This is a genomic window from Mesorhizobium sp. 1M-11 (assembly GCF_001303895.1).
In the GTDB taxonomy this organism is placed as follows: Bacteria; Pseudomonadota; Alphaproteobacteria; order Rhizobiales; family Rhizobiaceae; genus Mesorhizobium.
Genome location: NZ_LJSD01000056.1, coordinates 92,735 through 116,812, shown reverse-complemented (window position 1 = coordinate 116,812; position 24,078 = coordinate 92,735). Strand labels below are relative to the sequence as shown.

At 62.3% G+C, this 24,078-nt stretch carries 21 protein-coding genes; 16 read left to right on the top strand and 5 right to left on the bottom strand.

Annotation, left to right across the window (positions count from 1 at the left end):
- Positions 1-7: 7 nt before the first annotated feature.
- From AO692_RS24915 to AO692_RS24900, 4 genes are all read right to left on the bottom strand, one after another.
- Positions 8-661, bottom strand: coding sequence for a 3-oxoacid CoA-transferase subunit B (locus AO692_RS24915; RefSeq protein WP_054312755.1), 654 nt, complete (start codon positions 659-661; stop codon positions 8-10).
- Positions 658-1,368: a 3-oxoacid CoA-transferase subunit A gene (locus AO692_RS24910; RefSeq protein ID WP_054312754.1), complete on the bottom strand. Its 711-nt coding sequence runs from the start codon at positions 1,366-1,368 to the stop codon at positions 658-660. The genes AO692_RS24915 and AO692_RS24910 overlap by 4 nt, the downstream gene beginning before the upstream one ends.
- A 95-nt stretch (positions 1,369-1,463) precedes the next feature.
- Positions 1,464-2,240 carry an enoyl-CoA hydratase-related protein gene (locus AO692_RS24905; protein ID WP_244483483.1) on the bottom strand — a complete coding sequence of 259 codons (777 nt, stop codon included), beginning with the start codon at positions 2,238-2,240 and terminating at the stop codon, positions 1,464-1,466.
- Between the two features lie 195 nt (positions 2,241-2,435).
- Complete coding sequence (locus AO692_RS24900) at positions 2,436-3,203, bottom strand: alpha/beta fold hydrolase (RefSeq protein WP_054312752.1); 768 nt, start codon at positions 3,201-3,203, stop codon at positions 2,436-2,438.
- Between the two features lie 252 nt (positions 3,204-3,455).
- Here AO692_RS24900 and cofG point away from each other — a divergent pair, with 252 nt between their 5' ends.
- From cofG to AO692_RS24865, 7 genes are all read left to right on the top strand, one after another.
- The gene (cofG, locus tag AO692_RS24895; protein ID WP_054312751.1) at positions 3,456-4,565 is read left to right on the top strand and encodes a 7,8-didemethyl-8-hydroxy-5-deazariboflavin synthase CofG; all 1,110 of its coding nucleotides are present in this window, start codon (positions 3,456-3,458) and stop codon (positions 4,563-4,565) included.
- A gap of 5 nt (positions 4,566-4,570) precedes the next feature.
- On the top strand, positions 4,571-5,836 hold the full coding sequence (cofH, locus tag AO692_RS24890) for a 5-amino-6-(D-ribitylamino)uracil--L-tyrosine 4-hydroxyphenyl transferase CofH (RefSeq protein ID WP_082407547.1): 1,266 nt from the start codon (positions 4,571-4,573) through the stop codon (positions 5,834-5,836).
- Positions 5,837-6,811: a 2-phospho-L-lactate transferase gene (gene cofD, locus AO692_RS24885; RefSeq protein ID WP_054312750.1), complete on the top strand. Its 975-nt coding sequence runs from the start codon at positions 5,837-5,839 to the stop codon at positions 6,809-6,811.
- Positions 6,808-8,175, top strand: a complete 1,368-nt coding sequence (gene cofE / locus AO692_RS32435) for a coenzyme F420-0:L-glutamate ligase (RefSeq protein ID WP_082407543.1) — start codon at positions 6,808-6,810, stop codon at positions 8,173-8,175. The genes cofD and cofE overlap by 4 nt, the downstream gene beginning before the upstream one ends.
- A gap of 73 nt (positions 8,176-8,248) precedes the next feature.
- Positions 8,249-9,205: an LLM class flavin-dependent oxidoreductase gene (locus AO692_RS24875; protein ID WP_054312749.1), complete on the top strand. Its 957-nt coding sequence runs from the start codon at positions 8,249-8,251 to the stop codon at positions 9,203-9,205.
- A gap of 41 nt (positions 9,206-9,246) precedes the next feature.
- Entirely contained in the window at positions 9,247-9,888 is a 642-nt protein-coding gene (npdG, locus tag AO692_RS24870; protein ID WP_054312748.1) for an NADPH-dependent F420 reductase, read from the top strand.
- A gap of 152 nt (positions 9,889-10,040) precedes the next feature.
- Positions 10,041-11,156: a porin gene (locus AO692_RS24865; RefSeq protein ID WP_054312747.1), complete on the top strand. Its 1,116-nt coding sequence runs from the start codon at positions 10,041-10,043 to the stop codon at positions 11,154-11,156.
- Positions 11,157-11,609: 453 nt separating this feature from the next.
- On the opposite strand, the gene tssH is transcribed toward AO692_RS24865, so the two are convergent.
- Positions 11,610-14,426, bottom strand: coding sequence for a type VI secretion system ATPase TssH (tssH, locus tag AO692_RS24860; protein WP_054312746.1), 2,817 nt, complete (start codon positions 14,424-14,426; stop codon positions 11,610-11,612).
- 324 nt (positions 14,427-14,750) lie between these two features.
- Here tssH and tssA point away from each other — a divergent pair, with 324 nt between their 5' ends.
- The 9 genes from tssA to tssJ all read left to right on the top strand — a co-directional run bounded on the left by tssA (position 14,751) and on the right by tssJ (position 24,063).
- Positions 14,751-15,923: a type VI secretion system protein TssA gene (gene tssA, locus AO692_RS24855; RefSeq protein WP_054312745.1), complete on the top strand. Its 1,173-nt coding sequence runs from the start codon at positions 14,751-14,753 to the stop codon at positions 15,921-15,923.
- Positions 15,924-15,928: 5 nt separating this feature from the next.
- Positions 15,929-16,468, top strand: coding sequence for a type VI secretion system contractile sheath small subunit (gene tssB / locus AO692_RS24850; protein ID WP_054312744.1), 540 nt, complete (start codon positions 15,929-15,931; stop codon positions 16,466-16,468).
- Positions 16,469-16,471: 3 nt separating this feature from the next.
- Positions 16,472-17,977: a type VI secretion system contractile sheath large subunit gene (gene tssC, locus AO692_RS24845; RefSeq protein WP_054312743.1), complete on the top strand. Its 1,506-nt coding sequence runs from the start codon at positions 16,472-16,474 to the stop codon at positions 17,975-17,977.
- An 83-nt stretch (positions 17,978-18,060) separates the two neighbouring features.
- Positions 18,061-18,510 carry an Hcp family type VI secretion system effector gene (locus tag AO692_RS24840; protein WP_161808127.1) on the top strand — a complete coding sequence of 150 codons (450 nt, stop codon included), beginning with the start codon at positions 18,061-18,063 and terminating at the stop codon, positions 18,508-18,510.
- Entirely contained in the window at positions 18,497-19,249 is a 753-nt protein-coding gene (tssE, locus tag AO692_RS24835) for a type VI secretion system baseplate subunit TssE (protein ID WP_054312741.1), read from the top strand. The genes AO692_RS24840 and tssE overlap by 14 nt, the downstream gene beginning before the upstream one ends.
- A gap of 1 nt (position 19,250) precedes the next feature.
- Positions 19,251-21,125: a type VI secretion system baseplate subunit TssF gene (tssF, locus tag AO692_RS24830; protein ID WP_054312740.1), complete on the top strand. Its 1,875-nt coding sequence runs from the start codon at positions 19,251-19,253 to the stop codon at positions 21,123-21,125.
- The gene (gene tssG, locus AO692_RS24825; RefSeq protein WP_054312739.1) at positions 21,089-22,156 is read left to right on the top strand and encodes a type VI secretion system baseplate subunit TssG; all 1,068 of its coding nucleotides are present in this window, start codon (positions 21,089-21,091) and stop codon (positions 22,154-22,156) included. The genes tssF and tssG overlap by 37 nt, the downstream gene beginning before the upstream one ends.
- Positions 22,153-23,607, top strand: a complete 1,455-nt coding sequence (gene tagH, locus AO692_RS24820; protein WP_054312738.1) for a type VI secretion system-associated FHA domain protein TagH — start codon at positions 22,153-22,155, stop codon at positions 23,605-23,607. The genes tssG and tagH overlap by 4 nt, the downstream gene beginning before the upstream one ends.
- 3 nt (positions 23,608-23,610) lie before the next feature.
- Complete coding sequence (gene tssJ, locus AO692_RS24815; protein ID WP_054312737.1) at positions 23,611-24,063, top strand: type VI secretion system lipoprotein TssJ; 453 nt, start codon at positions 23,611-23,613, stop codon at positions 24,061-24,063.
- The last annotated feature ends 15 nt before the right edge of the window (positions 24,064-24,078 follow it).

Here is a 24,078-nt window from a genome sequence, read left to right as displayed (position 1 = left end):
AGAGAACTCAAGCATAGTGAAGCGGCGCTGCTGTCAGTTTCTGCAGTTCATCCCGCGTCAGTCCCTCGACCATGTCGGTGACGACGAAGCCGCGGGCGGTGACGTCGAGCACCGCGAGATCGGAGTAGACCCGCGTAACGGCTTTGCCGGCAGTCAGCGGGTAGCCGCAGCGCTCGACCAGTTTGGGCTGGCCGTCCTTGGTGGTGTGGGTGGTCATGATCCAGACATTGCGCACGCCGGCCGACAGATCCATGGCGCCGCCGACTGCGGGGACGCGATCGTTGAGCGAGGTCGTCCAGTTGGCGAGGTCGCCATTCTGCGCGACTTCGTAGGCGCCGAGCACACAGAGATCGAGATGGCCGCCACGGATCATCGCGAAGCTGTCGGCATGGTGGAAAAGTGCGGCACCAGGCACCAGCGTGACGTTCTCCTTGCCGGCATTGACCAGCCAGGTGTCCACCTCGTCGGGCGCCGGCACCGGCCCCATGCCGAGGATGCCATTTTCGGAATGGAACACGACCTCCCGGTCTTCGGGAATATGGTCAGCCACCAGCGTGGGCAGGCCGATGCCGAGGTTGACGTACCAACCTTCCGGTATGTCCGCGCCGACACGGCGCGCGATGTCGAGCTTGCCCCAGGGCTTGTAAGTGCCGGCCGTCATTTCGTGCCTCCCTGTGCCGTCGCAACCTTGGCTATCGGCGGGTCGCCGCAAGGAACGTGAACGACGCGATCGACGAAAATGCCGGGGGTGACGACATCGTTGGGCGGGATCGCGCCGAGCGGGACGACATGCTGCGCCTGGACGACGGTGAGGCGCCCGGCCATGGCCATGATCGGGTTGAAGTTCCGGCCACTGCCGCGAAAGGTGAGATTGCCCCAGCGATCGGCTTCCCAGGCCTCGACCAGCGCGATATCGGCGGCGAGGCCATGCTCGAGCAGATAGTCCCGCTTTCCGAATGTCCGCGTCTCCTTGCCGGCGGCGAGCTGGGTGCCGACGCCGGTCGGCGTGTAGAAAGCCGGAATGCCGGCGCCGCCGGCACGGATGCGCTCGGCCAGCGTGCCTTGCGGGACCACTTCAAGCTCGATCTTGCCGGCTCTGTAGAAGGTGTCGAATGACGAGGAGCCACGCGGGAAGCTGCAGATCATCTTGCTGACGCAGCCTCTGCCGATCAGCCGGCCAAGACCGATATCAGGCTCGAAGCCGGCGTTGTTGGCGATGACCGTAAGGTTCTTGACGCCCATTTCGCCCAAGGCATCCAAGAGTACGTTCGGCTGCCCTACGGCTCCAAATCCGCCAACGAGTACCGATGCGCCATCGGTTATTCCCGAAAGCGCCTGGGCGACATCTTCAACCTGCTTGTCAATCATTCCCGATCACGTCTCCTCGCGGTGCTTTGCGGCCAAGCTGTCATTTGCCTTCACCGGATCGGTGCTGCGGCGCAACTGCGCCGACAAAACCAGAGTCAGCGGCCAACATAATTCGGTGGGCGTTTTTCCTGAAATGCCCGCCGCCCCTCCAACCTGTCTTCAGTATCGCGCAGCAATCCCCAGACCAGGCGCTCTAACCGGATCGCCTCGTTGAGCGGCAATGCACGGCCATCGGTGACAAGCCGCTTGATCGCGCGCACGGAAAGCGGCGCATTGGCCGCGATCCGTCCGGCAAGAGCCTGCGCTTCCTTCAAAAGCTCGTCTGACGGCACGACACGGCTGATCAGGCCGAGACGCAGTGCCTCGACCGCATCGATCATGTCGCCGGTCAGCAGCATCAGCATGGCGTCGCTCGAGCCGATGGTCCGTGGCAAGCGCTGCGTACCGCCGGCACCGGGGATGGTGCCGACCTTGACTTCCGGCAGCCCGAAACGGGCATGGGCTGCAGCGATGCGAATGTCGCAGGCCAGCGCCAGTTCGAGGCCGCCGCCAAGCGCGTAACCGTTGATGGCGCAGATGACCGGCTTGTCGGTCGAGAAACTGGAAACGAAACTCTCGTCGCCGGCGCCGAAGGCCTTGGCGGCGTAGGTTTCCGAAATGGCCATGGTCTTCTTGAGGTCGGCGCCAGAGCAGAATGCCTTCTCGCCTGAGCCGGTCAGAACCACCGCACGGATTCCAGCATCGGCGTCGATGCGTGCCAGGACATCCCTGAGCTCGATCTCAGTCTCGGGATCGATCGCATTCATCGCTTCGGGACGATCCAGCGTCACCGTTGCAACATTCCCCTCAACCGAAAACCGAACTGTCGCCACTCTGTGTTCCTGCAACGCTGCCGATGTCATCCATCGTGGCCGGACGGTAGGCAGCGACACCCTGGCCGTCAAACGACTAAACGGCGCCGCCGTTTGACTTTTGCTCATACATATCGAGCGCTCGAGGGATAGGTAACATTCCTATCTTTGAGTTTCGATCGGGCGGCGCGACCGGTGATCCGCATCATTCGCCGGTTACTGAAAACCGCACTCCTCGAAGAATGAAGTTACTGTGCGGCAAACCAGCCTGGGTGTCTCCATGGCCATGTAATGCGTGGTGTTGATGGAGATCATGCGTGCCCCCGGTATCATCCCGACGACCCGGGCGATGTCCTGCTCGGTGCGAGACGTGTCGCGCGTTGCGTGCGCCACCAGCGCGGGACAGGCAATCCGGGGCAACAGCCTGGTCATATCGAGACCGGCAAGCATGCGCCACATGGCGCAAAGGCCGATCGGGTCGGAGGCCAGACGCAGTGTGGCGAAGCGTGGCGGCACATCGGAACCGCCATCGGCGAATGCAGCGCGCACGCCGTAACGTTCAATGGCCTCGATGCGTCGCAAGGCGACCTCGCGCCTCTCCGCGCTCAATCCTGTTGCCGGCGCAAGCATGACGAGGGCGGCGACCCGATCGGGATAGAGCGCGGAGAACGCGGCAGCCACCGAAGCGCCTACGGCATTTCCCACCACAGCAACCGGCTCCTTGATCGACAAGGCATCAAGTAGGCCGGCGAGGTCGCCGGCCAGCTGATCGACCGTCAGTGGCCCCGGCACTTTTTCGGAAAGCCCGACACCGCGCTGGTCGTAACGCAGCACCGAAGCGAATTCCGACAATGGCAGCATGACATCGTCCCAGCTCTCGAGGGTACCGCCCATTTCGTGGATCAGAACGATCGGCGCCCGACGCCCCTTGGTGAAGTCGTATCGCAGCTGCAGGCCGTTTGCCTCGATCCATCGTCCAGTCACGCGCCCCTCCTTTTTCGTCCGCGCATTTGTGCGGTCGAGGAGCGCGGTTTCAACCGACTAAAGCGAAGGAACGTGTGAGGTCCGGTCAACCTGCCGCCTCATGTCCCTGCATCGCAGTTGAGCACAACTCAACCATCCATTCGGTTAAGTCGTTTGACGCAAACACCCCTGGCTGACCAGTCTGAGACCCGGATTGCCTAGGCTGCGTCAGTTCCTCCCGGTCTGTTGCCGCCCAGAGAGGTTGGTTGCCGGATGGCTCACAGTATCGACGGAACAGCCCGCTTCGCCAGCAGGGAAACAGCGCAATTGCAAACAGAGGCCGCTGCGCTTCGGGACCATGGCTGGGGCAGCACCATCAGCTATTCGCGCAAGGTCTTCATTCCGCTCACCACGATGTGCCGCAATACCTGCGGCTATTGTGCCTTTGTCAAACATCCGGGGCAGGAAGGCTCCGGCTACCTCACTCCGGACGAGGTCGTGGAGATCGCGCGCAATGGCGAGCGGCTTGGCTGCAAGGAAGCGCTGTTTTCACTCGGCGAACGCCCCGAGCGGCGTTATCCGGAAGCGCGCGAAGCATTGCGGCGGCTCGGCCATGCGACGACGATCGACTATGTCATCGAAGCCTGCCGGCTGGTGCTCGCACACACCTCGCTCATCCCGCACGTCAATGCGGGCACGCTGACAGAAGCGGAAATCGCCCAATTGCGCGAGGTTTCCGGTTCCATGGGCATGATGCTCGAAACGGTGAGCAAGCGGCTGATGAAACCCGGCATGGCGCATCACGCCTGCCCGGACAAGTCACCGGTGCTGCGGCTGAGGACCATCGAGGCTGCCGGGCGGCTCGGCGTTCCGTTCACCACCGGCATACTCATCGGCATCGGCGAGACATTCGAGGAACGGGTTGAAAGCCTCATTGCCATAGACCGCATTCACCAGCGCCACGGCAATGTGCAGGAAGTGATCGTGCAGAACTTCCGCGCCAAGGCCGATACGGCGATGGCCCGTTGGCTGGAGCCGTCGCACGAGGACATGCTGCGCACGCTTGCCGTTGCCAGGCTGGTGCTCGACCCGTCCATCAGCCTCCAGGCGCCACCCAATCTCGACGACCGCTTCGAGGACTACATCGCCTCGGGCATCAACGACTGGGGCGGCATCTCGCCGCTCACCATCGACCACATCAATCCCGAACGGGCGTGGCCGGAACTTTCCGAACTAGCACGGCGCACCAGTGCGCAAGGCTACCGACTGGTCGAGCGGCTTACAGTCTATCCGGCCTTCCTGAGCGAAAACGCGCCGCTCGCTGCCGCTTTGTCCGGTCATGCCGGTGCCGACGGCTTCGCACGCAGCCAGATCGTGACTTGACCGATATGACGGACTTCCCAATCCACACAGACCGCAAGCCGACGCTGGAAGCCAGCCTGGCGACCGCGACCTTGCCGACCGCCCGCATCCTCGATGCTGCCCTGGCAGGGCGGGAACTGACGCAAGCCGAGGGCAAAACGCTCTTCGAAGCTGAAGGGGCCGACCTTGCCGCAGTGCTGCATACGGCCGATGCGGTCCGGCGGCAGCGCGTCGGCGACAGGGTCACCTTCGTGGTGGTGCGCAACATCAACTTCACCAACGTCTGCTACATGGCCTGCCAGTTCTGCAACTTCGGCATCCGCAAGGATGCGGCCGGCGCGGAGTGGCTATCCCTGGACGAAGTGGCAAGGCGAGCAGAAGAAGCCTGGCGTCGAGGCGGTACCGAGGTCTGCATCCAGGGCGGCCTGCATCCGGACCTGCCTGCCGACTACTACGTGCAGATACTGGAAGCGGTGAAGCGCCGTGTTCCCAATATCCATGTGCATGCCTTCTCGCCATTCGAAATCTGGTACGGTGTCAGGAAGAGCCGCATTCCGCTCGCCGCCCACCTGAGCGAGCTCAAGCAGGCCGGGCTCGGCTCCATGCCGGGCACAGCAGCCGAGATCCTCGATACGGAGATCCGCCTGCAGCTGACCCGCAACAAGCTGTCGGCGGATGAATGGGAAACCATCATCAGGGCGGCTCATGGCGCCGGCATCAGGACAACGGCCACTATCATGTATGGCCACATAGACGGCCCAGCCCATTGGGCGGCCCACATCGCGCGCATCCGCGCCATCCAGAAGGACACAGGCGGCTTCACCGAATTCGTGCCTCTGGGTTTTATCCACGAGCAGACACGGCTCTATCGCGACCATCCGGCCGCGCGCCCCGGTCCAACGGCCACGGAGAACCTGAAGATGCACGCCGTCTCCAGGCTGATGCTGGCCGGCCATATCGACAACATCCAGGTTTCCTGGGTGAAGCTCGGGCCTCAGATGGCGCACGCCATGCTCGGCTGCGGCGCGAACGACCTTGGCGGTACGCTGATGAACGAGAGCATCTCGCGCGCGGCGGGCGCCAGCCACGGCCAGGAGATCACGCCATCCGAGATGGTGCGGATCATCCGCGCGGCTGGGCGTGTGCCGATGCAGCGCAACACATTCTACGACACGGTCGAGGATTTCTCCGACCATGATCCTGCTGATATCGCCCCGCTGGTCGAGCGGTCGCGTGGAGCCAACCCGGTTGCGTTCCTCGGTGAACGCGCCACTGCCATGGCGGCGCGATAGATGCCGCCATTCGCCAGCAACGTGGTGCTTATTGCCGGAGGTGTCGGCGGCGCGCGCATGGCCGAAGGCCTTGCGAGAGCCCTGCCGGCCGGAGCGCTGACGGTGATCGCCAATGTCGGAGACGATGACGATTTCTATGGCCTGCGCGTTTGTCCCGACATCGACACGCTGATTTACACGCTTTCCGACCACATCGACCGCAAGCAAGGCTGGGGTGTGGCGGACGATACCGTGCGCGCGCTGGACGTGCTCGGCACACTGGCTGCCCCTACCTGGATGAAACTGGGCGACGCCGATTTCGGACTGCACATCTGGCGAAGCTGGCAACTGGCAGCCGGAAACAGCCTGACCAAGGTCACGCAGGAAGCTGCGATGCGTCTCGGTGCCCGCGCGCGTATCGTGCCGGCCAGCGACGATCCGGTCCGGACCAAACTCAGGACGGCGGACGGCTGGATGGATTTCCAGCCCTGGTTCGTCGGCCGGCGCTGCGAGCCGGAAGTGCTGGAGCTTCGCTACGACGGAGCTGAGAAGGCCAAAGCCGGCCCCGAGGCACTGGCAGCAATCGAGGCGGCGGAGCTGATTGTCTTTGCTCCCAGCAACCCGCTGCTTTCCATAGAACCCATTCTCGCCATCGACGGTTTCCGCGCCATCATCGCCGACTCGCGAGCGCCGAAAATCGGGGTGTCGCCACTCATCGGCGGCAAGGCCGTCAAAGGTCCCCTCTCCCGATTGATGGCGGGGCTCGGCATGAGGACGAGTTCAAGCGGCGTTGCCATGCGCTACAGCGGCCTGCTCGACGGATTTGCAATCGACACGCAGGATCTGCCGGAAGCGGATGAGCTTCAGGGGCGTGGTCTCTCTGTGTTGCCCACCGACATATTGATGCGCGACCCGCAGGACGCGGAGCGCCTTGCAGCCGAAATCCTGGCCTGGACGGCCGTACTGCAAGAACACCGCAAACAGGCCGCGTCATGACCGTTGCTATCGCCATTCTCATGAAGGATCCGGCGGCAGCGAAAACGCGCCTCAGCCCTGTGTTGGCCAATGATGCGCGCGAAAAGCTTGCCCTGCTGTTGTTCGAAAACACGCTGCAGTTCTTCAGACGGACACATTCCGGCGGCCCGGTCGGCGTCGTGACGGCTTCGCAGGAAACGGCGGCGATCAGCCGTAGATACGGCGCATCGGTCATCGAAGAGACGGGAGGCGGCGACATCAACGCTGCCGCCGGACACGCGGCCGAATGGGCGATCGGGATTGGAGCGACATCGCTCCTCGTCGTTCACGCCGACATCGCGACCCTTGTCGATGAAGAAGTCGACCGGCTTCTGGCCGTGCGCGACCGCTGTTCAGTCGTCATCGGGGTCTCGGCTGACGGCGGCACCAATGCACTGCTGTTGACGCCGCCAGACGCGATCCCATTTTCCTATGGCCCGAACTCCGCCCATGCCCATGAGGCGGCAGCGCACAAAAGCGGGCTGTCCTGCGAAAGGCTGCAGCTTGCCTATCTGTCGAAGGACATCGATACGCCGCAGGATCTGCGTGACCATTTCGAAATGTCCCGCCGCGCGGCCGAGGCCGAGTGTTTTGCGGTCACGACCATAGCCGAGGTCGCGCCAGGCGATGATCTGGTCACGCTGATTACGGAGGCGCTTGTCCGGACAAACCGCGCGCTCGCGGCAGGCGACATCGTGGTGGTCGCACAGAAGATCGTGTCGAAGAGCGAAGGCCGCCTCGTTGCGGCCAGGCAATTCCAGCCGTCGCAGCAAGCGATCACCCTTGCCGCCGAGATCGGCAAGGACCCGCACAAGGTCGAGGCCATCCTTTCGGAATCCAGCGATGTGATCCGCGCCCGCCGCCAGCCGCCGGATGGGCTGCTGATCACGCGCCACCGCCATGGCTGGATCTGCGCGAATGCAGGCATCGACGAATCCAATCTGGGCGATGGCCGCGAAGGCATGTTGCTTCTGCTGCCGGAGGATGCGGACGCCAGCGCCCGCAGGATACGCGAGGGTCTCGAAGCGAAATACGGTGGCCCGATCGGCGTCATCGTCAGCGACACGTTCGGCCGCCCGTGGCGCAACGGATTGGTCAATGTCGCGATCGGCATTGCCGGCGTACCGGCCATCGTCGACTGGGCCGGACGAACCGATGCCTATGGCCGGGGCCTGAAGGCAACGCTTCCAGCCTTCGCCGACGAAGCCGCTGCCGCTGCCGGTCTTCTCATGCAAAAGGACGCCGGGTTGCCGGTCATCGTTTTGCGCGGCCTGGAATGGGCAGCAACCGAGGCGAGCAGTGCGCGCGATGTGCTGCGCCCCGCAACCCAGGAGCTGTTCCTGTGATGGCATCTCGATCGCAACAATTTCGCTGAACCGCCGGCTCTCGACCGGCCCGCAGAACGACGGAGGACGGATTTTGACGACGACGCACTCAGGCGGCCCCAGCCGGCCAACATCCTTTTCCGCTGGCCTGAGGGGTGATCCCAAGACCTTCGCAGACTTCATCCGGCTTGCCGAAGACCAGGGCTTCAACGGGATCTGGACGCAGGACACGCTGAACGACAAGAATTTCTCGCTCGATCCGCTACACCAACTGTCTTATGCGGCGGGCATTTCCAAGCACATGCGGCTCGGAATTTCCGTGCTGTTTTCTGGTTATCGCAACCCGGCGGTGCTGGCGCGGGACCTCGCCACCATCGACCAGCTTTCGCAAGGCCGCCTCATCGTCGGCATGGGGGTCGGCAACGCCTATCATCGGCCGCGACTTGCAGCACTCGGCATTCCCACCGACAAACCGACGGTGCGCCTCGTGGAAGGCATTGCCGTCATGCGCGCGCTTTGGGCCGAAGGCGAGGCCGATTTCAACGGCGAGATCTATTCGTTCTCCGGCATTCGCATGCAACCCAAGCCGGTCCAGCAACCCGGCCCGCCGGTCATCATCGGCGCACGCAGCGAACCGGCGCTGCGCCGGGCGGTGGCAATCGCCGATGGCTGGACAGGGGCGGCGATGATCCCGGCCGAAGAGCGCGACCAGGAACTGGCGATCCTTCGGGACGAGCTAGCGATCAGCGGTCGCGCGCCCTCCAGTTTCTCGATCTCCGTCAACGTCTATGCAGCGGTCGAGCCAACCCGCGAAGAGGCGCGCGACCGCGTGCAGCAGATCCTGTCCGTCGGGTTCAAGGACAATCCCGTCTACAGCGTCGAAGGCATGGCAGACCGCGTCGCGGTGTTCGGCCCACCGGAGGAATGTGCCGAGGGATTGCAAAAGCTCATCGCCAAGGGTGTCGACGAGATCGTGCTGCATCCGATGTACGATCACCCCAACCAGCTCAAGCAGCTGGCCAAGGCCGTCGAGCTCGTGAAGCGAGCGTAGCTCCAGCGTCCGCGCGCAATCCAGGGAACGGGAATACCAGCATGCAAGACAGACCGATCATCGGGATCATCGGCGGAACCGGCGACCTCGGTTCGGGCCTTGCCAAAGGCTGGACTGCGGCAGGTTATGAAGTCGTCGTCGGCTCCCGCTCGCGGGAGAAAGCCGAGACGTTTGCAGCCGAGCTTGGCGACCTTGCGAAAGGCAATGACAATGTCGGTGCTGCAGCGGCGGCAGATGTCGTGGTGCTGGCGGTACCCTTTGCCAGCCACGAAGCGACGCTGGAAGAGATCAAACCCGTATTGCAAGGCAAGATCCTGGTCGACGCCGCCGTCCCCTTGGTGCCTCCGAAGGTGAGCGTGGTGCAATTGCCCGAAGCGGGCTCGGCAGCGCAGATCGCGCAGCGGCTGCTCGGTGACGGTGTCAGGGTCGTCTCCGCCTTCCACAATGTCGGCGCCAGCAAGCTCCATGCCGGGGGGCGCGCCGACTGCGACGTGTTGGTGTTCAGCGATGACAAGGAAGCCCGCGATACGGTGATCGAACTTGCCGCTGTCGTGGCCAATCGGGGTATCGGCGGCGGTGTGCTGGCCAATTCCGCCGCGGCGGAAGCGCTGACTTCCGTCCTCATCTGGATCAACCGCAACTACAAAATATCGGGCGCGGGTATCGCCATTACCGGCCTTTGAGGCGTCCGAAACCGAAGTCGTGAGGAAATTTCAAAGGCCCATTCTAATAAGTGGTTTGAACATTTTATGACGAAAAAATACCCTCGAAAATGCAGCTAAGCGCATAACGCTAGCAACCTAAGATCCGTTATGGATCTTATCTGGAGGGGAAATTGAAAAATCTGTGTCTTTTGCTTGGCGCGTCGGCGCTGAGCACGATCTCGCTTGCCGCCTATTCTGCCGACATCCCAGTAATAGTTGAGCCAGAAGCTGCCGAATACGTTCGGATTTGCGACATTTATGGCGTTGGCTACTTCTACATTCCGGGCACCGAGACCTGCCTGCGCGTAGGCGGTTACCTCCGCTATGAAATTCGCGCCGGCGATGGTCCCTATGGCGGGCACAATGATGTTCCGGGGGCTTTAGGCGGAACGGATGACACCTATCATGCTCAGGCACGTTTCGCGCTTCGCACCTGGACCGGCAGCGAGACGGAGCTCGGTACACTGTCGACGTTCACGCAAACCAATTTCTCGTACCGGGACGGCTATCACGGCGAGCCGAATTTCGTCTCTCTCTATTATGGCTGGATCCAGCTCGGCGGCCTGCGCATCGGTAAGGATGAATCGGTCTTCGACACCTTTGCCAATTTTGCAGGTCCGGTCATCGGCGACGACTTCGTGCCTTTCACTCCGGTCGAAACCAACCTGATCAGCTATACCTACAAGAGCGACAACGGTCTTTCCGCGGTCGTCTCGCTCGAGCAGGGTGGCAGCTCCTACGGCAACGACTACACGATCGACTCTTATGTCCCGCACATCGTCGGCGGCCTGAAATATACCGCCAAATGGGGCGGTGTCGTGGTCGTTGCGGGCTACGATTCCAACTACGAGGAAGGAGCCATCAAGGCCCGACTCGACGGTACGATCAACGAACAGCTTTCGCTGTTCGTGATGGCCGGCTACGGCACCGGCGACGAGGATAGCTTTAACTACTACAAGCCCTGGAAGGGCGATTGGGCCATCTGGGGCGGCGGCTCATATCGCATCAACAACAGGCTGAAATTCAACCTGCAGGCGTCATACAGCGACTCTGGGGTCAGCAAGGGCTCGGGGGCCGCGCGAGGACAGGCCGACAATCATTACGCTGTCGTCACCAACGTCAACTATGAACCGGTGCCCGGTTTGGTGATTACGCCGGAAATCGCCTATTTCAGCCTCGACGATGGCCAGCCGGCCACGGACGATGACGGGTTCTCCGGAATGGTTCGTTTCCAGCGCAATTTCTGACCGACTGACTGACCTCGTCAAACCCGGCAGCCAGGCTGTCGGGTTCTTTTTTGCGTACTCATGAACGGCGGGTATAAACAAGTTCCCCTGCCATATCGGAGGGCTTCTTCTCAACGACTACCGAGGGCAGCAACTCCAGCCACAACATCAGGCGACAAGAACATGCAGCGCAGCAAGGCACCGCGCTTGCATAAGGCTGCACAAACGACGCGACGGAAGTGGCCGAGGCAATCAAATCGCAGGGCCCATGGCAAACGGCCATCGGCGAACTGAGCTGCGATTCCGTGCCAAATTCGTAGGGGAACTTAGCCGGCAGCGCTTAGTGTCCTTGATCTGTGTAACAAACTGCCAGGAATCCGCTTAGTGCCGAGCGGATGACAACGAGCGATCAGTGCGAAGGCCGCTTGTCCAGATCGCACAGTCCAGATTTCGAAGTCCGGCTCATCGATCGAGCTATTCAAACTTGTAAGTGAACCCCTCTGACGAGGCCCCCACAGTGATCCTCGTCAACTTCTCCCCCACCAGGGCACGATTGAGCACGCCGCGGCTCAATTCCGGAAGCAGTGTGTTGGTGAGGATGGCGTCAATCATGCGGCCTCCGGATTCGATTTCGATGCAACGCGCCTTCACCAGATCCATGACGCCATCGCCAATCACCAGCTCGGCATCGTTGGTCGCGCTGAGGCGCCGTGCAATCTTGCTGAATTGGTGCCTGGTGATTGCCTCGATCATGGAGTCCGAAAGCGGATAGTAAGGGATCGTCACGACACGGCCAAGGAATGCTGCCGGAAACACCTTCAAGAGCGGCGCCCGCAACGCCGTATCGAGATCGTCGATGCTCGTCTCCACAATCCCATTCCTTGTACGCTCCATGATGACCTCGGACCCGACATTCGACGTGAGCAAGATCAGCGTGTTCTTGAAGTCGATGCGTCGGCCCTCGCTGTCGTCCATCATGCCCTTGTCGAAGACCTGGAAGAATATTTCGTGCACATCCGGATGCGCTTTCTCGACCTCGTCGAGCAAGATCACCGAATAGGGCTTTCTGCGCACAGCCTCGGTCAGGAGGCCGCCCTTGCCGTAACCGACATAGCCGGGAGGAGCCCCCTTCAAGGTCGAGACGGTATGCGCTTCCTGGAATTCCGACATATTGATCGAGATGAGGTTCTGCTCGCCGCCATAGAGCGTTTCGGCCAATGCCAGAGCGGTTTCGGTCTTGCCGACACCGGAAGGACCGCAAAGCAGGAATACCCCTACGGGTTTCTCTGGCGCGCCGAGACCGGCACGGCTTGTCTGCACGCGGCGGGCAATCATTTCCATCGCGTGATCCTGGCCGACCACACGACCAGACAAAGTGGACGCCAGCTTGAGAGCCTTCTCGGTCTGACTGGACAGCATCCGTCCTGTCGGGATGCCAGTCCAGTCCTGGACCACTGCTGCCACGGCATTGCGGTCGACCGACGGCAAGATCAGAGGTGTCTCCCCCTGCGCGGTGGCGAGCTCCGCCATCAGTCCGCGCAGTCGCGAGAGGTCGGCTGCCGTTTCCGGCTGCGAACCACCAATCCCTGTCACGCCGTCGTCCGTTTCGGCACCGGCATCCGCGGTCTTGGTTTTTTTGGATTTCTCAGCCTTGGTTTCCTTGCCTTTGACGGCTTTTTCGTCAGCCGCCCTGGCTTCTGCACTCTCCAGCTTCACTGCGATTTCTTCGTGCTCAGCAGCATCCAACGGCTGGCCTTCGCCGCGCAGTTTGGCGCGCAGGTCGAGAATCTCACCCACCAGAAGCTTTTCCCGATCCCAGCGTGCCTGGGCAGCAGCAAGGGTGGTCTCGGTCTCCGCCAGCCCAGCCTCGGCCTTGGCCAACCGATCTGCAACATCGATGCCGATTGCCGCCTCGCGGCCGATGATGCCTCGCTCAACCTCGAGGGCCTGGCGTCGGCGCAGGATGTCCTCAACCTCGGCAGGTGTCGCATGCTGTGAGACAGCGACGCGGGCGCAAGCGGTGTCGAGAAGGCTGACCGCCTTGTCCGGCAGTTGCCTGGCCGGGATATAGCGATGCGAGAGCAAGACCGCAGCTTCGATCGCCTCGTCCAATATTTGCACCTTGTGGTGACGCTCCAACACTTCGGCAACGCCGCGCAACATGAGGACGGCTACCGCTTCCGAGGGTTCATCGATTTTGACGACCTGGAAGCGGCGCGTGAGCGCCGGATCCTTTTCGATGTGTTGCTTATATTCGGCCCAAGTCGTGGCAGCGATGGTACGAAGCTCCCCCCGCGCCAGCGCCGGCTTCAGAAGATTGGCCGCATCGCCGGTTCCCGCCGCGCCGCCAGCGCCGATCAGCGTATGCGCCTCGTCGATGAACAGGATGATAGGCGCCTCCGAGGCCTGAACCTCGTCGATCACCGCTTTCAGTCGTTTCTCGAACTCACCCTTGACGCTGGCACCCGCTTGCATCAGTCCGATATCAAGCATGCACACACTGACGTTTTGTAGTGTTGGCGGCACATCGCCCTGGGCGATGCGCAGAGCAAACCCCTCAACCACGGCTGTTTTGCCCACGCCAGCCTCGCCGGTCAAGATCGGATTGTTTTGCCGGCGACGCATCAGGATGTCGACGATCTGTCGGATTTCAGGATCGCGGCCCACGACCGGATCGATCTTGCTGTCACGGGCGCGCCGGGTAAGATCGGTCGCGTATTTGGCAAGTGCCGACTCCCCGCCTATACCGCGTTTCATTGGTGTCTCGGCAGCGACAGCGGCGGTTATTGAAGTCGCCTCAAGCGAGCCTTCGGTGATCTCCGCAAATCGGGAAATGACCCCGTCGGCATCTACCTTGTCGAACTCGGCGCTGATCTTCGACAGCAAGCCTTCCAGTACCGGGGTCTTCAGGCAGGCAAGCAGGATGTGGGCGCTGCGCACCTCTTCCACACCGAACTCCAGCGTCGCCAGATTCCAGCCCTCCTGGATGGCGTGAAAGATATGGTCGGAGAATTCCTCGATGGAGGTCGCGCCATAGGGCAGCTTGTCAATGGCACGAGTCATGTCGGCGGTCAGCCGGCTGGCATCCACCCCGGCGTCGGCGACAATCATCTGGACATCCGAACGCTCGGACAGCACCAGTTGCTCGATGAAGTGGACAAGCTCGACATAAGGATTGCCACGCAGCTTGGTGGCATCTGCGGCGGCCTTGAACGCTCGCTGGCAGAGAGAGTTTAACTTGGCAACGAGCTCCTTGCGTTTGAAGCTCTGCGAAGACCGGCGCTGTTCCATCTGAACCTGCTCCCGAAGTCTGCCGAACATACCCTGCCATATCGGCGACGGCTTGACAAAACATGTGACGCTTTTGGCGTTTTGAACCCGCCCGGGCGGCACCTCGCGGCTACAAAGGGCTCCATAACAAACACCGGATTTCGGCCCGCGCTATGCGAAGCATTTCACATACCGGGTCCGGCAATTGCGCCATGGGTTTGTCGAAGAAACGGTCGCGTTCGGCTTCCGTTGGCTTTTTGAAATGCGGCGTAATTGTGGTAAAGTGAGGCCGTGTGATAACGTTGCGTCACATAGGGGTCTCAGGGCCGCTGGCTGGGGGTAGGTGTGATTGATATCGCACTCTGGCTGAATCCTCTGAACGGTGAGAATCCGTCGGGAGAGGATTTGCGCAACGACCAGGCCTTTCACGAGCTGGAGCGCCTTACCGAACCGCAGCTCAAAGTTGTTCATGACGGAACCGGCAAGCCTACCTCGCAGTCCACGCCGGTGGATTGGGCCGCCGTCATCGAGAAGGCGGAAGAGCTCCGCTCCCGTGGCCGGGATTTGCGCCTTTTGGTCATTGTCGCACGTGCTCTCGCCAACGAGGAAGGGCTGACAGGACTGACACAGGGCCTGACCCTGATCTCCAAGACCTTCGACCAGTATTGGGACACGATGCATCCGACGTTGCGGGCAAACGCGCCTGCGCGCGAGGCTGCCTTGCGCCGAATGAATGCGCTGCTCGAACTCCAGAACGGCCAGGAAGGCCTGCTGGCAAACCTAAGGGAGATGATCTTCTTCTCACCGCGGCAGGTCGGACCGATCAGCGGACGCGATCTGGAGAAGAGTGCACTCGATGAGCGCGTCATGCTGCAGGAAGCGGCTTCCGGACTGAACGCGACCGAGAAGGCGACATTGGCGAGCGCCCACAGCCAGCTTTTGAACCGCGTGCGTAGCGGCTGCGCGGCACAGATCGACCAGGCCGGCGATGCGATGACATCGCTGCTCTCCGATGCCCGCGCGGCGATGATTGCCCTCGACGAGGTCGACGTCGCCCTCAACAAGCACATCGAGGGCAATGGCCCGGTCATCCCGGAATTGAGGCGGTTCCTGCAGCGTTTGCTGACAACGCTGGAACGGAATTCGGCCGCCGGCGCGACGGCAATTGGAGCCGCAGAACGGACCCCGCAGCCGGAGGAACCGGCGGCACCCGCCCGAAACGGTCATGGAGCCGAAACGATGGCAAATGTGACAAGCCTTGCAGGACCGGGTGCCGGGCTGCCCGATCGGATCGCCTCGCGCGACGATGTTGTCAAATGCCTCGACCTGGTTGTCGCCTTCTATGACCGCACGGAGCCGTCGAGCCCGATACCGCATCTTGCCCGCCGCGTGCGTCGGATGGTGCACATGGATTTCGTGGAACTGATGGAAGATCTCGCCCCGTCCGGGCTGAAGGAATTCCGGCTGCTTGCCGGCGTCCCCGATCCCAAGAAGCCGGCGCAGAAGGATGAAAGGTAAAGAGCATGCCAGCAGAGAGCAAAGCTAAGGTCATCGAAAGAAACCGCGCCCCGCGCGTGCAAATCGCCTACGACGTCGAGACCTACGGCAGCCCGACGACGATCGAACTGCCGTTCGTCATGGCTGTGATGGCCGACCTTTCTGGCGCCTCACAGACCAAGGAAGCATCAAAGTCGGTGCTGGACCGCAACTTCGTCGAAACCGACGCCAACCGCTTCCCCAAGTTCATGGAGGCCATGGGACCTCGCGTGAAGGCGCGTGTGAAGAACACATTGCCACAAGCCGAGGGTGCCGAACGGGATGAAGAACTGGCGATCGATCTCACCTTCTCGAAGATGGGCGATTTCGCTCCTGACAAAGTGGCCGAGCAGGTGCCGCAACTGGCTGAGATCCTCAAGATGCGTCGTCAGCTCGAGGAATTGCTCGGCTTCATGGACGGCCGCGTCGACGCCGAAAAGCGCATTGCGCAACTTCTGAACAACGAGCCGCTGCTGAGCAGGATCGCCAGCCAGGCGATGTCCGACGACGACAAGGCGGGGGAGTAAGTCATGGCTGAACAGCAAAAAACCGCAGCCGCTACCGCCGAGGCGGAAGCGATAGACCTCGGCGAATTCAGCGGGCTCCTGGAAAAGGACTTCAAGGTCAAGAAGGACGACAGCGAAAAGCTGCAGCAGCTTGTGCGCAACCTGGCGCTCGCCGCCCAATCGCGCTCCGAGACGACCACGATCTCGTCCAACGCGATCAAGTCGATCAAGTCGCTGATAGCAGGTATCGACAAGATGCTGACGACGCAGGTCAACGAGATCCTGCACGCACCGGAAGTGCGGGAGATGGAAGGCACATGGCGCGGCCTCTGGTATCTCGTCAACAACACCGAGACGGATACCAAGCTGAAGATCCGGGTGATGAACATCTCCAAGGAACAGCTGGCCGACACGCTCGAAGATTATGAAGGCCAGATGTGGGACCAGAGCCCGATCTTCAAGAAAGTCTACACGGACGAGTATTCGATGCTGGGCGGCGAACCGGTCGGCTGCATCATCGGTGCCTACGAGTTCTCGAACCATCCGCGCGACGTCGGCCTGCTGCGCAACATTTCGGGCGTCTGTGCCTCGGCACACACGCCTTTCATCGCCGCCGCCTCGCCGCGCCTGTTCCGGATGGACAGCTGGCAGGAACTGCCGAACCCGCAGGACCTGCAGATGATCGTGTCGAACCCGGCCTATGCTTCGTGGCAGTCGCTGCGCGAGAGCGAAGACGCCCGCTACATTGGCCTCACCATGCCGCGTGTGCTGGCACGGCTGCCTTACGGCACCGAGACCGTTCCGGTGAAGGGCTTCACCTTCGAGGAAGAGGTGCAAGGCGACCACAACAAATATGTCTGGATGAACGCCGCCTTCCCGATGGGCGTGAACATCAACCGCAGCCACAAGCTCTACGGTTGGGGCACTCAGATCCGCGGTGTCGAGAATGGCGGCACGGTATTAAACCTGCCCGTGCACGCCTTCCCGACCGATGACGGATCGATCGCGATGAAATGCCCGACGGAAGTCGCAATCGACGACCGGCGCGAGGCGGAACTGGCCAAACTCGGCCTGATGCCGATCCTGCATCGCAAGAACACGGATCTCGCTGCCTTCATCGGGGCCCATTCGCTGCAGGACGACGAGACCCGTGCCGGTCGCCTTGTCGATCCCGACGCACAGGCCAACGAGAGGCTCTCCGCCAACCTGCCGTACCTCTTCCCCGTGTCGCGCTTCGCGCATTACCTGAAGGCAATCGCACGCGACAAGATCGGCTCGTTCAAGGAACGCTCCGACATGCAGATCTGGTTGACCGAATGGATCAACCGGTACGTGCTGGCCAATCCAGCCTTCGCGGACGACAAAGCGCGCGCCAAGCGCCCGCTTGCCGCCGCCGAGGTCCAGGTCGACAGCGTCGAAGGTCGGCCCGGCTACTACAACGCCCGTTTCTATCTGCGTCCACACTACCAGTTGGAAGGCATCAACGCCTCGCTCCGGCTGGTGTCGGAGCTACCCTCAGTGAAGGGCTGAAATAACAGCGAAGTCATCTTTGTTTCGTTTCAAAGCGGTGGAGAAAGACAATGCCGACTACAACAAGAACCGATGCGCCTTCGATGAAGATAGACGGCTTTTTGAAAGTTCCGGACATCAAGGGCCCGAGCCAGCGCGACGGCCACGAAGACGAAATCGAAGTGCATGGCGTCGATTATAAGATGATCGCGCCCTACGATCCCAATTCACTCTCGCGCCGCGGCCGTGTTGCGCTCGGCATGATCAAGTTCACCAAGCATTACGACAAGGCATCCCCCTACCTGAAGAAGGCGCTGTTCGAAAACAAGGCACTTGACGAAGTGGTGTTTTCGGCACGCCGGACCATCGACGGCGAGACCAGCGACTATCTGGTCGTGACGCTCACAGATGCCTCGGTCATGGAATACGACATGCGGCAAGCTGACGACGAGGCGGACTTGATCGAGGAAGAAGTCAGCTTCGCCTACAAGAAGATCAAGTTCGTCTACGACAAGGACGACGAGATCGAAATGGACGTCTATGTCGGCAAGTGAGGCCAGGCGGCACGGCGTAAAGGCACAGCCAGCCGGCAGTTCCCGGGCAAGGCGCGAGGCGGTACAACCCTCCCTCTGGGACCGCCTCATCAACGACTTGCCCGGCCTGACGTCGGAAATCGACGGGCTGCGTCGTCTGCTGGAAGAAGAACTGGGCGCCGAGCGCGTCGAAGGTCTTCTTGCCGGGAGAGCGCGCGCCATCGATGTCGATGCGGGATTGACGTCCGAACAGAAGCGGCGCCTGCACCGGCTGGTCTTCCAAGCAGAACATCGCGCGGAGATCGAAAGCCGCGGCGTCGTGGTGTCCGTACGCGTGCTCAGAGAAGCCGTCCGGCGCGACATCGAAGCCCTGTTCAATACCGAGCGTTTCGAGTCCGCACCGATGCTTTCCGACGCCGAGCAGGAACAGTCATTGGACGAACTGCCGTCGCTAGCCGACTTTCCAGAGGTGCGACGCAGCGTGGTCAACTATGGCGTGCCGTCCTTCTCCGGCCGTTCCTCGCGGGACTTCGACCGCGATGTGCTGGCGCGCGAAATCCGCATGGTTCTCGCCACCTTCGAACCGCGCCTCAAGGAGAGCGCGACAACCGTCAGCGTCACCCTTGGCGACAAAAGCCTCGGACTGAAGATCGAGATCGACGCCGTGCTGATCATGACACCGACGCCGGAACGGATGCGGTTGCGCACCACGATCAATCTCGACAACGGCCTGGCGCGAACCGAATTCCGGGAGACCTGAGATGGATCGGGTCTTCGTGGAATATTACGAAGAGGAACTGACCCATATCCGGGCGCTGGCTGCGGAGTTCGCCGACATGCATCCGGCAGTCGCCCGCAATCTGTCCCTCGACACCGTCCCCTGCCCCGACCCCTATGTGGAACGGCTACTCGACGGTGTGGCATTCCTTGCAGCACGCACGCGGCTGAAGGTGGATGCCGAGCGCTCGCGTTTCTCGCGCGCCGTACTCGATGTGCTTTATCCGGATCTGGTGACGCCGGCGCCGGCAACGGCGATGGCCATGCTCAAGCCCGGCCAGCAAGTGCAATCGATGATCACCGGCTACGCCGTCCCACGCGGCACGCGGCTGGTCTCCGGCCTGCATCCAGGGCTTTCAACGCGCTGCACCTTTACCACGGCGCAAGAAGTCAACTTGTGGCCGATAGCAATCGCCTCAGTCAGCTATTTCCAGGATCGCAGCGCACTCGCGGCCGCCGGCATCACGCCAATCGGCGGCGCGCACGGCGAGGCCGCATTCCGCATCACCATCGCCCGAACCGGGAAGGGAAAGCTCAGCGAATTGTCGCTCGACCATCTCGATCTCTATTTCGCCGGGCGCGCCAAGGCGCCGCTGCTCTTCGACGCAATCTTCGGCGCCTGCTCGGCGGTGGGCGCGCGGGCGGAAGGCAAGACCAATCCGCTATCGGTTTTGCCCGAACCCGAGATGATCGGCATACGCGATGATGAAGCGCTGATGCCGCGCACCCGCCCGACCTTCGAGGGCTATCGGCTGCTGCGCGAATATTTCATGATCCCCGAGCGTTTCCACTATGTGCGGGTCATCGGCCTGCAGCCCGCAGTGCGCAAGTGCGAGGCGGGAATAGAGATCATCTTCCAGTTCCGGCGCCAGGTGCCGGAACTCGCAGACGTGACGGTCGCCGACCTCGAACTTTTTGTGACACCGGTCATCAATCTCTTCGAACGCGAATGCAACGTCATCGAGATCGACCCGCGCAGGACGCGTCAGGTGCTGCATGCCGACCGCACCCGAGCGCGAGATTTCGAGATTTTTCGGGTCATCCGGGTGGAAGATGCCGAAGCGGAAGGCAGCGAGGCCGAAATTCCGGAGCTGTTCGGCCTGGGACAGAACCGCGGCACCGGCTGGGTATATTCGACAGAGCGGCGCCCGCGCCGGGCAACGGAGGACGAGCGGCGAGACGGCCTTACCCGCACTTCCTACACGGGTGACGACGTATTCCTTGCCGTCTCGCGTCCGGCCGGCAGTTCCGCCAACAGGCCTTTGAAACGCCTCGACGTCACGGCGTTGTGCACCAACCGCGACCTGCCGATACTGGACGATACGCCAAAATTGACGCTGGAAACGGCAGACCCGGTCGAGGCTGTAAGGTTGCTCGGTGCGCTGCGCCCGCCGCAGCCGGCCATCCCGGCGTCGCTGCCGGCGAGTGCCGAAGGCGAATCCCGCGCCGATAATCTCGCCTGGCGGCTGGTTGCGCAATTGTCACTCAACTTCCTGAGCCTCGCCAAGGAAGGCCGCGGTGTCGATCCCCTGCATGCGCTGCTCGATCTTTATGCCGATCGCGGCGATCCCAGCCTTGCCCGCAACGTGCATTCGATCGTGCGCATCGACTCGCGCCCGGTCATCGAGCGGCTCCAGATCGATGGCCCCATGTGTTTCGGGCGTGGCACCGAGATAACCCTGCATGTCGACCAATCCGTGCTCGCGGGTCAAAGCACGCTACTGCTTTCAGCTTTGCTTTCGCGGCTGTTCGCCCGCCATGCCGGCATAAATGGCTTCGTGCGGACGCGCACTCGGCTGCTGCAAAAACAGGAGGATGTGCCATGGCCGATGACGCCCGGCAATCGCCACCTGATCTAGCGAAGCCCGCTTTTCCCGAAATGGAGCCGCTGTCGGAAAGCTTCGACTTTTTCGAGCTGCTGCGGCGCCTTGAACAACGGCGGGGACTGTTCGGCCATTCCGGCCAGGCGGACCGCGAGCCGGCCAGGCTCGGTCAGCATGTACGCCTAAGCTTCTCGGCCAGAGACGTGATCGCGTTTCAAGAGGCCAACGACAAGGCAGCGGCACGGGTGACCGTCGCCAATCTTGGCCTGCTTGGGCCGGAAGGACCGATGCCGCTGCACTTGACGCGCTGGGTGCTTGATCGGCTGTCGCAGCGCTGGTTCAGCGGCGCCGATGCCGAGCAAACCAGCGACACGACCTTCGTCGACTTCGTCAACATCCTGCAACACCGCATGATGGCGCTTTACTACCGCGCCTGGGCCGACGCGAATCCGGCGGTGCAGGTAGAACGTTCCGTTGGTGGACGTATCCGCGCCATGCTGGAGGTGATGGCGGGCATCGGTCTCCCCGGGACCCAGGACCCCGAACTCGACACGGTGCGCCTGCGTCAGGCCGGATCGCTCGCCAATCAGGTCGACGGCACGGAACGGCTGACAACTTTCCTCGCCACGGCCTTCAAAGTGCCGGTTCAGATCAGGGAATTCGTCGCCGCATGGATCAACGTGCCGACGATCCTGCAGACACGTCTCGGCAACGCCTATGCGGCACTCGGGCGCGGAGCGACGATCGGGCCTCGTGTCTTCAGCCGCCAGAGCCGGATCGAACTGTGCGTCGGCCCGCTCGGTCTCGAGGACTTCAGGGCATTCCTGCCGGGCGAACGGAGGCTGGCTCTGTTCAAGAAGGCCGTGCGCGACATGACCGGCGAGACGCTTGACGTCGATTTGCGCATCGTGCTCGCGCGCGAAGCCGTGCCGCCGCCGTGCGTCGGCACAGTCCAGCTTGGTCGAACCGCCTGGCTCACCCGTCCGGCTGAAAAGGGGGATGCCGACGATCTAAGGCTGCGCACGATCGTTGGCTGGCGGCCGGAAATGGCGGAGGTAGCGGCATGAGCCTGCTGCTGACGCTCGAACAGGGTCCCCGCTCCCAGGTGGTGAGGCAGACCCGGCTGGATGAGGGTGAACTGGTGATCGGCCGTAGCGCCGATGCCGGCTGGCAGATCGACGATCCGGACATGTTCGTCTCGCGGGCTCACTGCAAGATCAGCGGCGGCAGCGATGGCTATTTCGTCACCGACACGTCGAGCAGCGGGTTGTTCATCGACGATTCCGACAGCCCATTGGGGACCGGCAGGTCCGCACGCCTGCATAGCGGCATGCGGCTGAGAATGGGCGACTACGTTCTGCATGTCGAGGTCCAGCCAAAAGCAGGCCAGACATCGGTGGGGCAGCCGTTGACGAGCCAACAGGCGCCCGCATGGTCGCCACCGCAGTCGCGAGCTCCGGCAGGCATCAGCGGAGACGACTTCTTCTCGGCCAAGGTCGAGGAAGAACCGCGCAGGCCGCGTCCCGCGGAATTGCCGGATCCGTTCGAGCAACCGGTGCCGGATGCATACGAACGCGCTTCGGTCCAACGCAGCTCGCCTGCCTTCGACGATCCCTTCAGCCTCGACCCGGTGGCGACGCCAGCATTGAATGCCCCCGCGACGCCAGGCCAGTCGGATCCGTTCGATTCCGGCGAGATGCCGTTGCGCGACGATGCGAGCGGCCCCACGCCAAAATCGGCTGGCTTCGATGATGATTTCAGCTTCGGGCCAGCCGCGACGCCCGCCGCCACCGATAGCACCGAACAAGCCGGTCGCAGCGAACAGCTGGCCGAAGAGCAGCTGGCGCCCCATTCATGGGGTATACCGATGCAGGCGGCAGAACCTCCCGCCACGCCGCGCCGCGCTGCCGTGCTCAAGCCGCCTCATGTCACACCGCCTACGCCCGGCGACATGGCGCTTCGCGCCGCATTCCTACGTGGCATGGGTGTCGAGGAAGCCGATTTCCCCGGCCGTGACACGATCGCCGAAATGGAAAAGTTCGGGCGCGAATACCGGCTGATGCTGGACGGTCTGATGCAGCTTCTGCGCAAACGTGCCGAGGAAAAGGGGAGCGCGCGCGTCGCCCAGACGATGGTTGGCGCCTCCGAGGTCAACCCGCTTAAATTCCTGCCGACGGTCGAGGACGTCATCGTCACCATCCTTTCGGAACGCAGCCCTGGTTTTCTCTCCGGCGAAGCAGCGATCGGCGACGCGGTCAAGGACCTGGCTCAGCATCACGTGCGTGCCTGGCGCGGCGTGCAGGCAGCACTGCGACGCATGATCGACCGCTTCGATCCGGCAATTATCGAGGAAGAGCTGAAAGCCAATTCCGCGATCAGCAACCTGCTGTCCGGTGGACGTAACGCCAAGCTGTGGGAGCTCTACCAGAAACGCCATCGCGATATCGCCCAGAGCGCGGAATCGACCTTCCTGGGTGAGATCGGCGCAGACTTCAGGGATGCATATGAAGAGGAGTAGGACATGATCGATCGACGCGAATTCATGGTTGCTCTCGGCGCGACGGGGCTGCTTGCGGCATGCCAGAGCGGCCCGCCGAAGCCATCGGCCATCTCGGTCAACGTGAGCGGCGGCGCCGGAATGAATCCGGGGCCTGGCGGCGGCGACCGGCCGGTGACCGTATTGGTGATGCGGCTGCGCAGCACCGGCAAGTTCAACTCGGCCGATTATTTCGCGCTGCAGGGCGACGCCGGCACGGCACTCGGGGCCGACCTCATTGGTTCCGATACGATCTCGGTGGGTCCAGGCAAGGTTGCAACGAAGACGATCACGGTCGAGCCGGACGCCACGGCGCTGGGTTTCGTCGCTCTGATCCGTGAACCAGGCGGACGGAACTGGCGCACGACCAAGTCCGTGTCGCCGGGGTCGACATTCACCGTCAACGCCAAGCTCGGCAGCGGCGGCATTTCTGCCTAGGCCGTCCAGGCAAAC

What these genes read in the sequence shown, in the direction of transcription:
- AO692_RS24915 (WP_054312755.1), bottom strand. Translation starts at nt 661, where the DNA reads ATGACGGCCGGCACTTACAAGCCCTGGGGCAAGCTCGACATCGCGCGC.
- AO692_RS24910 (WP_054312754.1), bottom strand. Translation starts at nt 1,368, where the DNA reads ATGATTGACAAGCAGGTTGAAGATGTCGCCCAGGCGCTTTCGGGAATA.
- cofG (WP_054312751.1), top strand. Translation starts at nt 3,456, where the DNA reads ATGGCTCACAGTATCGACGGAACAGCCCGCTTCGCCAGCAGGGAAACA.
- cofH (WP_082407547.1), top strand. Translation starts at nt 4,571, where the DNA reads ATGACGGACTTCCCAATCCACACAGACCGCAAGCCGACGCTGGAAGCC.
- cofD (WP_054312750.1), top strand. Translation starts at nt 5,837, where the DNA reads ATGCCGCCATTCGCCAGCAACGTGGTGCTTATTGCCGGAGGTGTCGGC.
- cofE (WP_082407543.1), top strand. Translation starts at nt 6,808, where the DNA reads ATGACCGTTGCTATCGCCATTCTCATGAAGGATCCGGCGGCAGCGAAA.
- npdG (WP_054312748.1), top strand. Translation starts at nt 9,247, where the DNA reads ATGCAAGACAGACCGATCATCGGGATCATCGGCGGAACCGGCGACCTC.
- tssH (WP_054312746.1), bottom strand. Translation starts at nt 14,426, where the DNA reads ATGGAACAGCGCCGGTCTTCGCAGAGCTTCAAACGCAAGGAGCTCGTT.
- tssB (WP_054312744.1), top strand. Translation starts at nt 15,929, where the DNA reads ATGCCAGCAGAGAGCAAAGCTAAGGTCATCGAAAGAAACCGCGCCCCG.
- tssC (WP_054312743.1), top strand. Translation starts at nt 16,472, where the DNA reads ATGGCTGAACAGCAAAAAACCGCAGCCGCTACCGCCGAGGCGGAAGCG.
- AO692_RS24840 (WP_161808127.1), top strand. Translation starts at nt 18,061, where the DNA reads ATGAAGATAGACGGCTTTTTGAAAGTTCCGGACATCAAGGGCCCGAGC.
- tssE (WP_054312741.1), top strand. Translation starts at nt 18,497, where the DNA reads ATGTCGGCAAGTGAGGCCAGGCGGCACGGCGTAAAGGCACAGCCAGCC.
- tssF (WP_054312740.1), top strand. Translation starts at nt 19,251, where the DNA reads ATGGATCGGGTCTTCGTGGAATATTACGAAGAGGAACTGACCCATATC.
- tssG (WP_054312739.1), top strand. Translation starts at nt 21,089, where the DNA reads ATGGCCGATGACGCCCGGCAATCGCCACCTGATCTAGCGAAGCCCGCT.
- tagH (WP_054312738.1), top strand. Translation starts at nt 22,153, where the DNA reads ATGAGCCTGCTGCTGACGCTCGAACAGGGTCCCCGCTCCCAGGTGGTG.
- tssJ (WP_054312737.1), top strand. Translation starts at nt 23,611, where the DNA reads ATGATCGATCGACGCGAATTCATGGTTGCTCTCGGCGCGACGGGGCTG.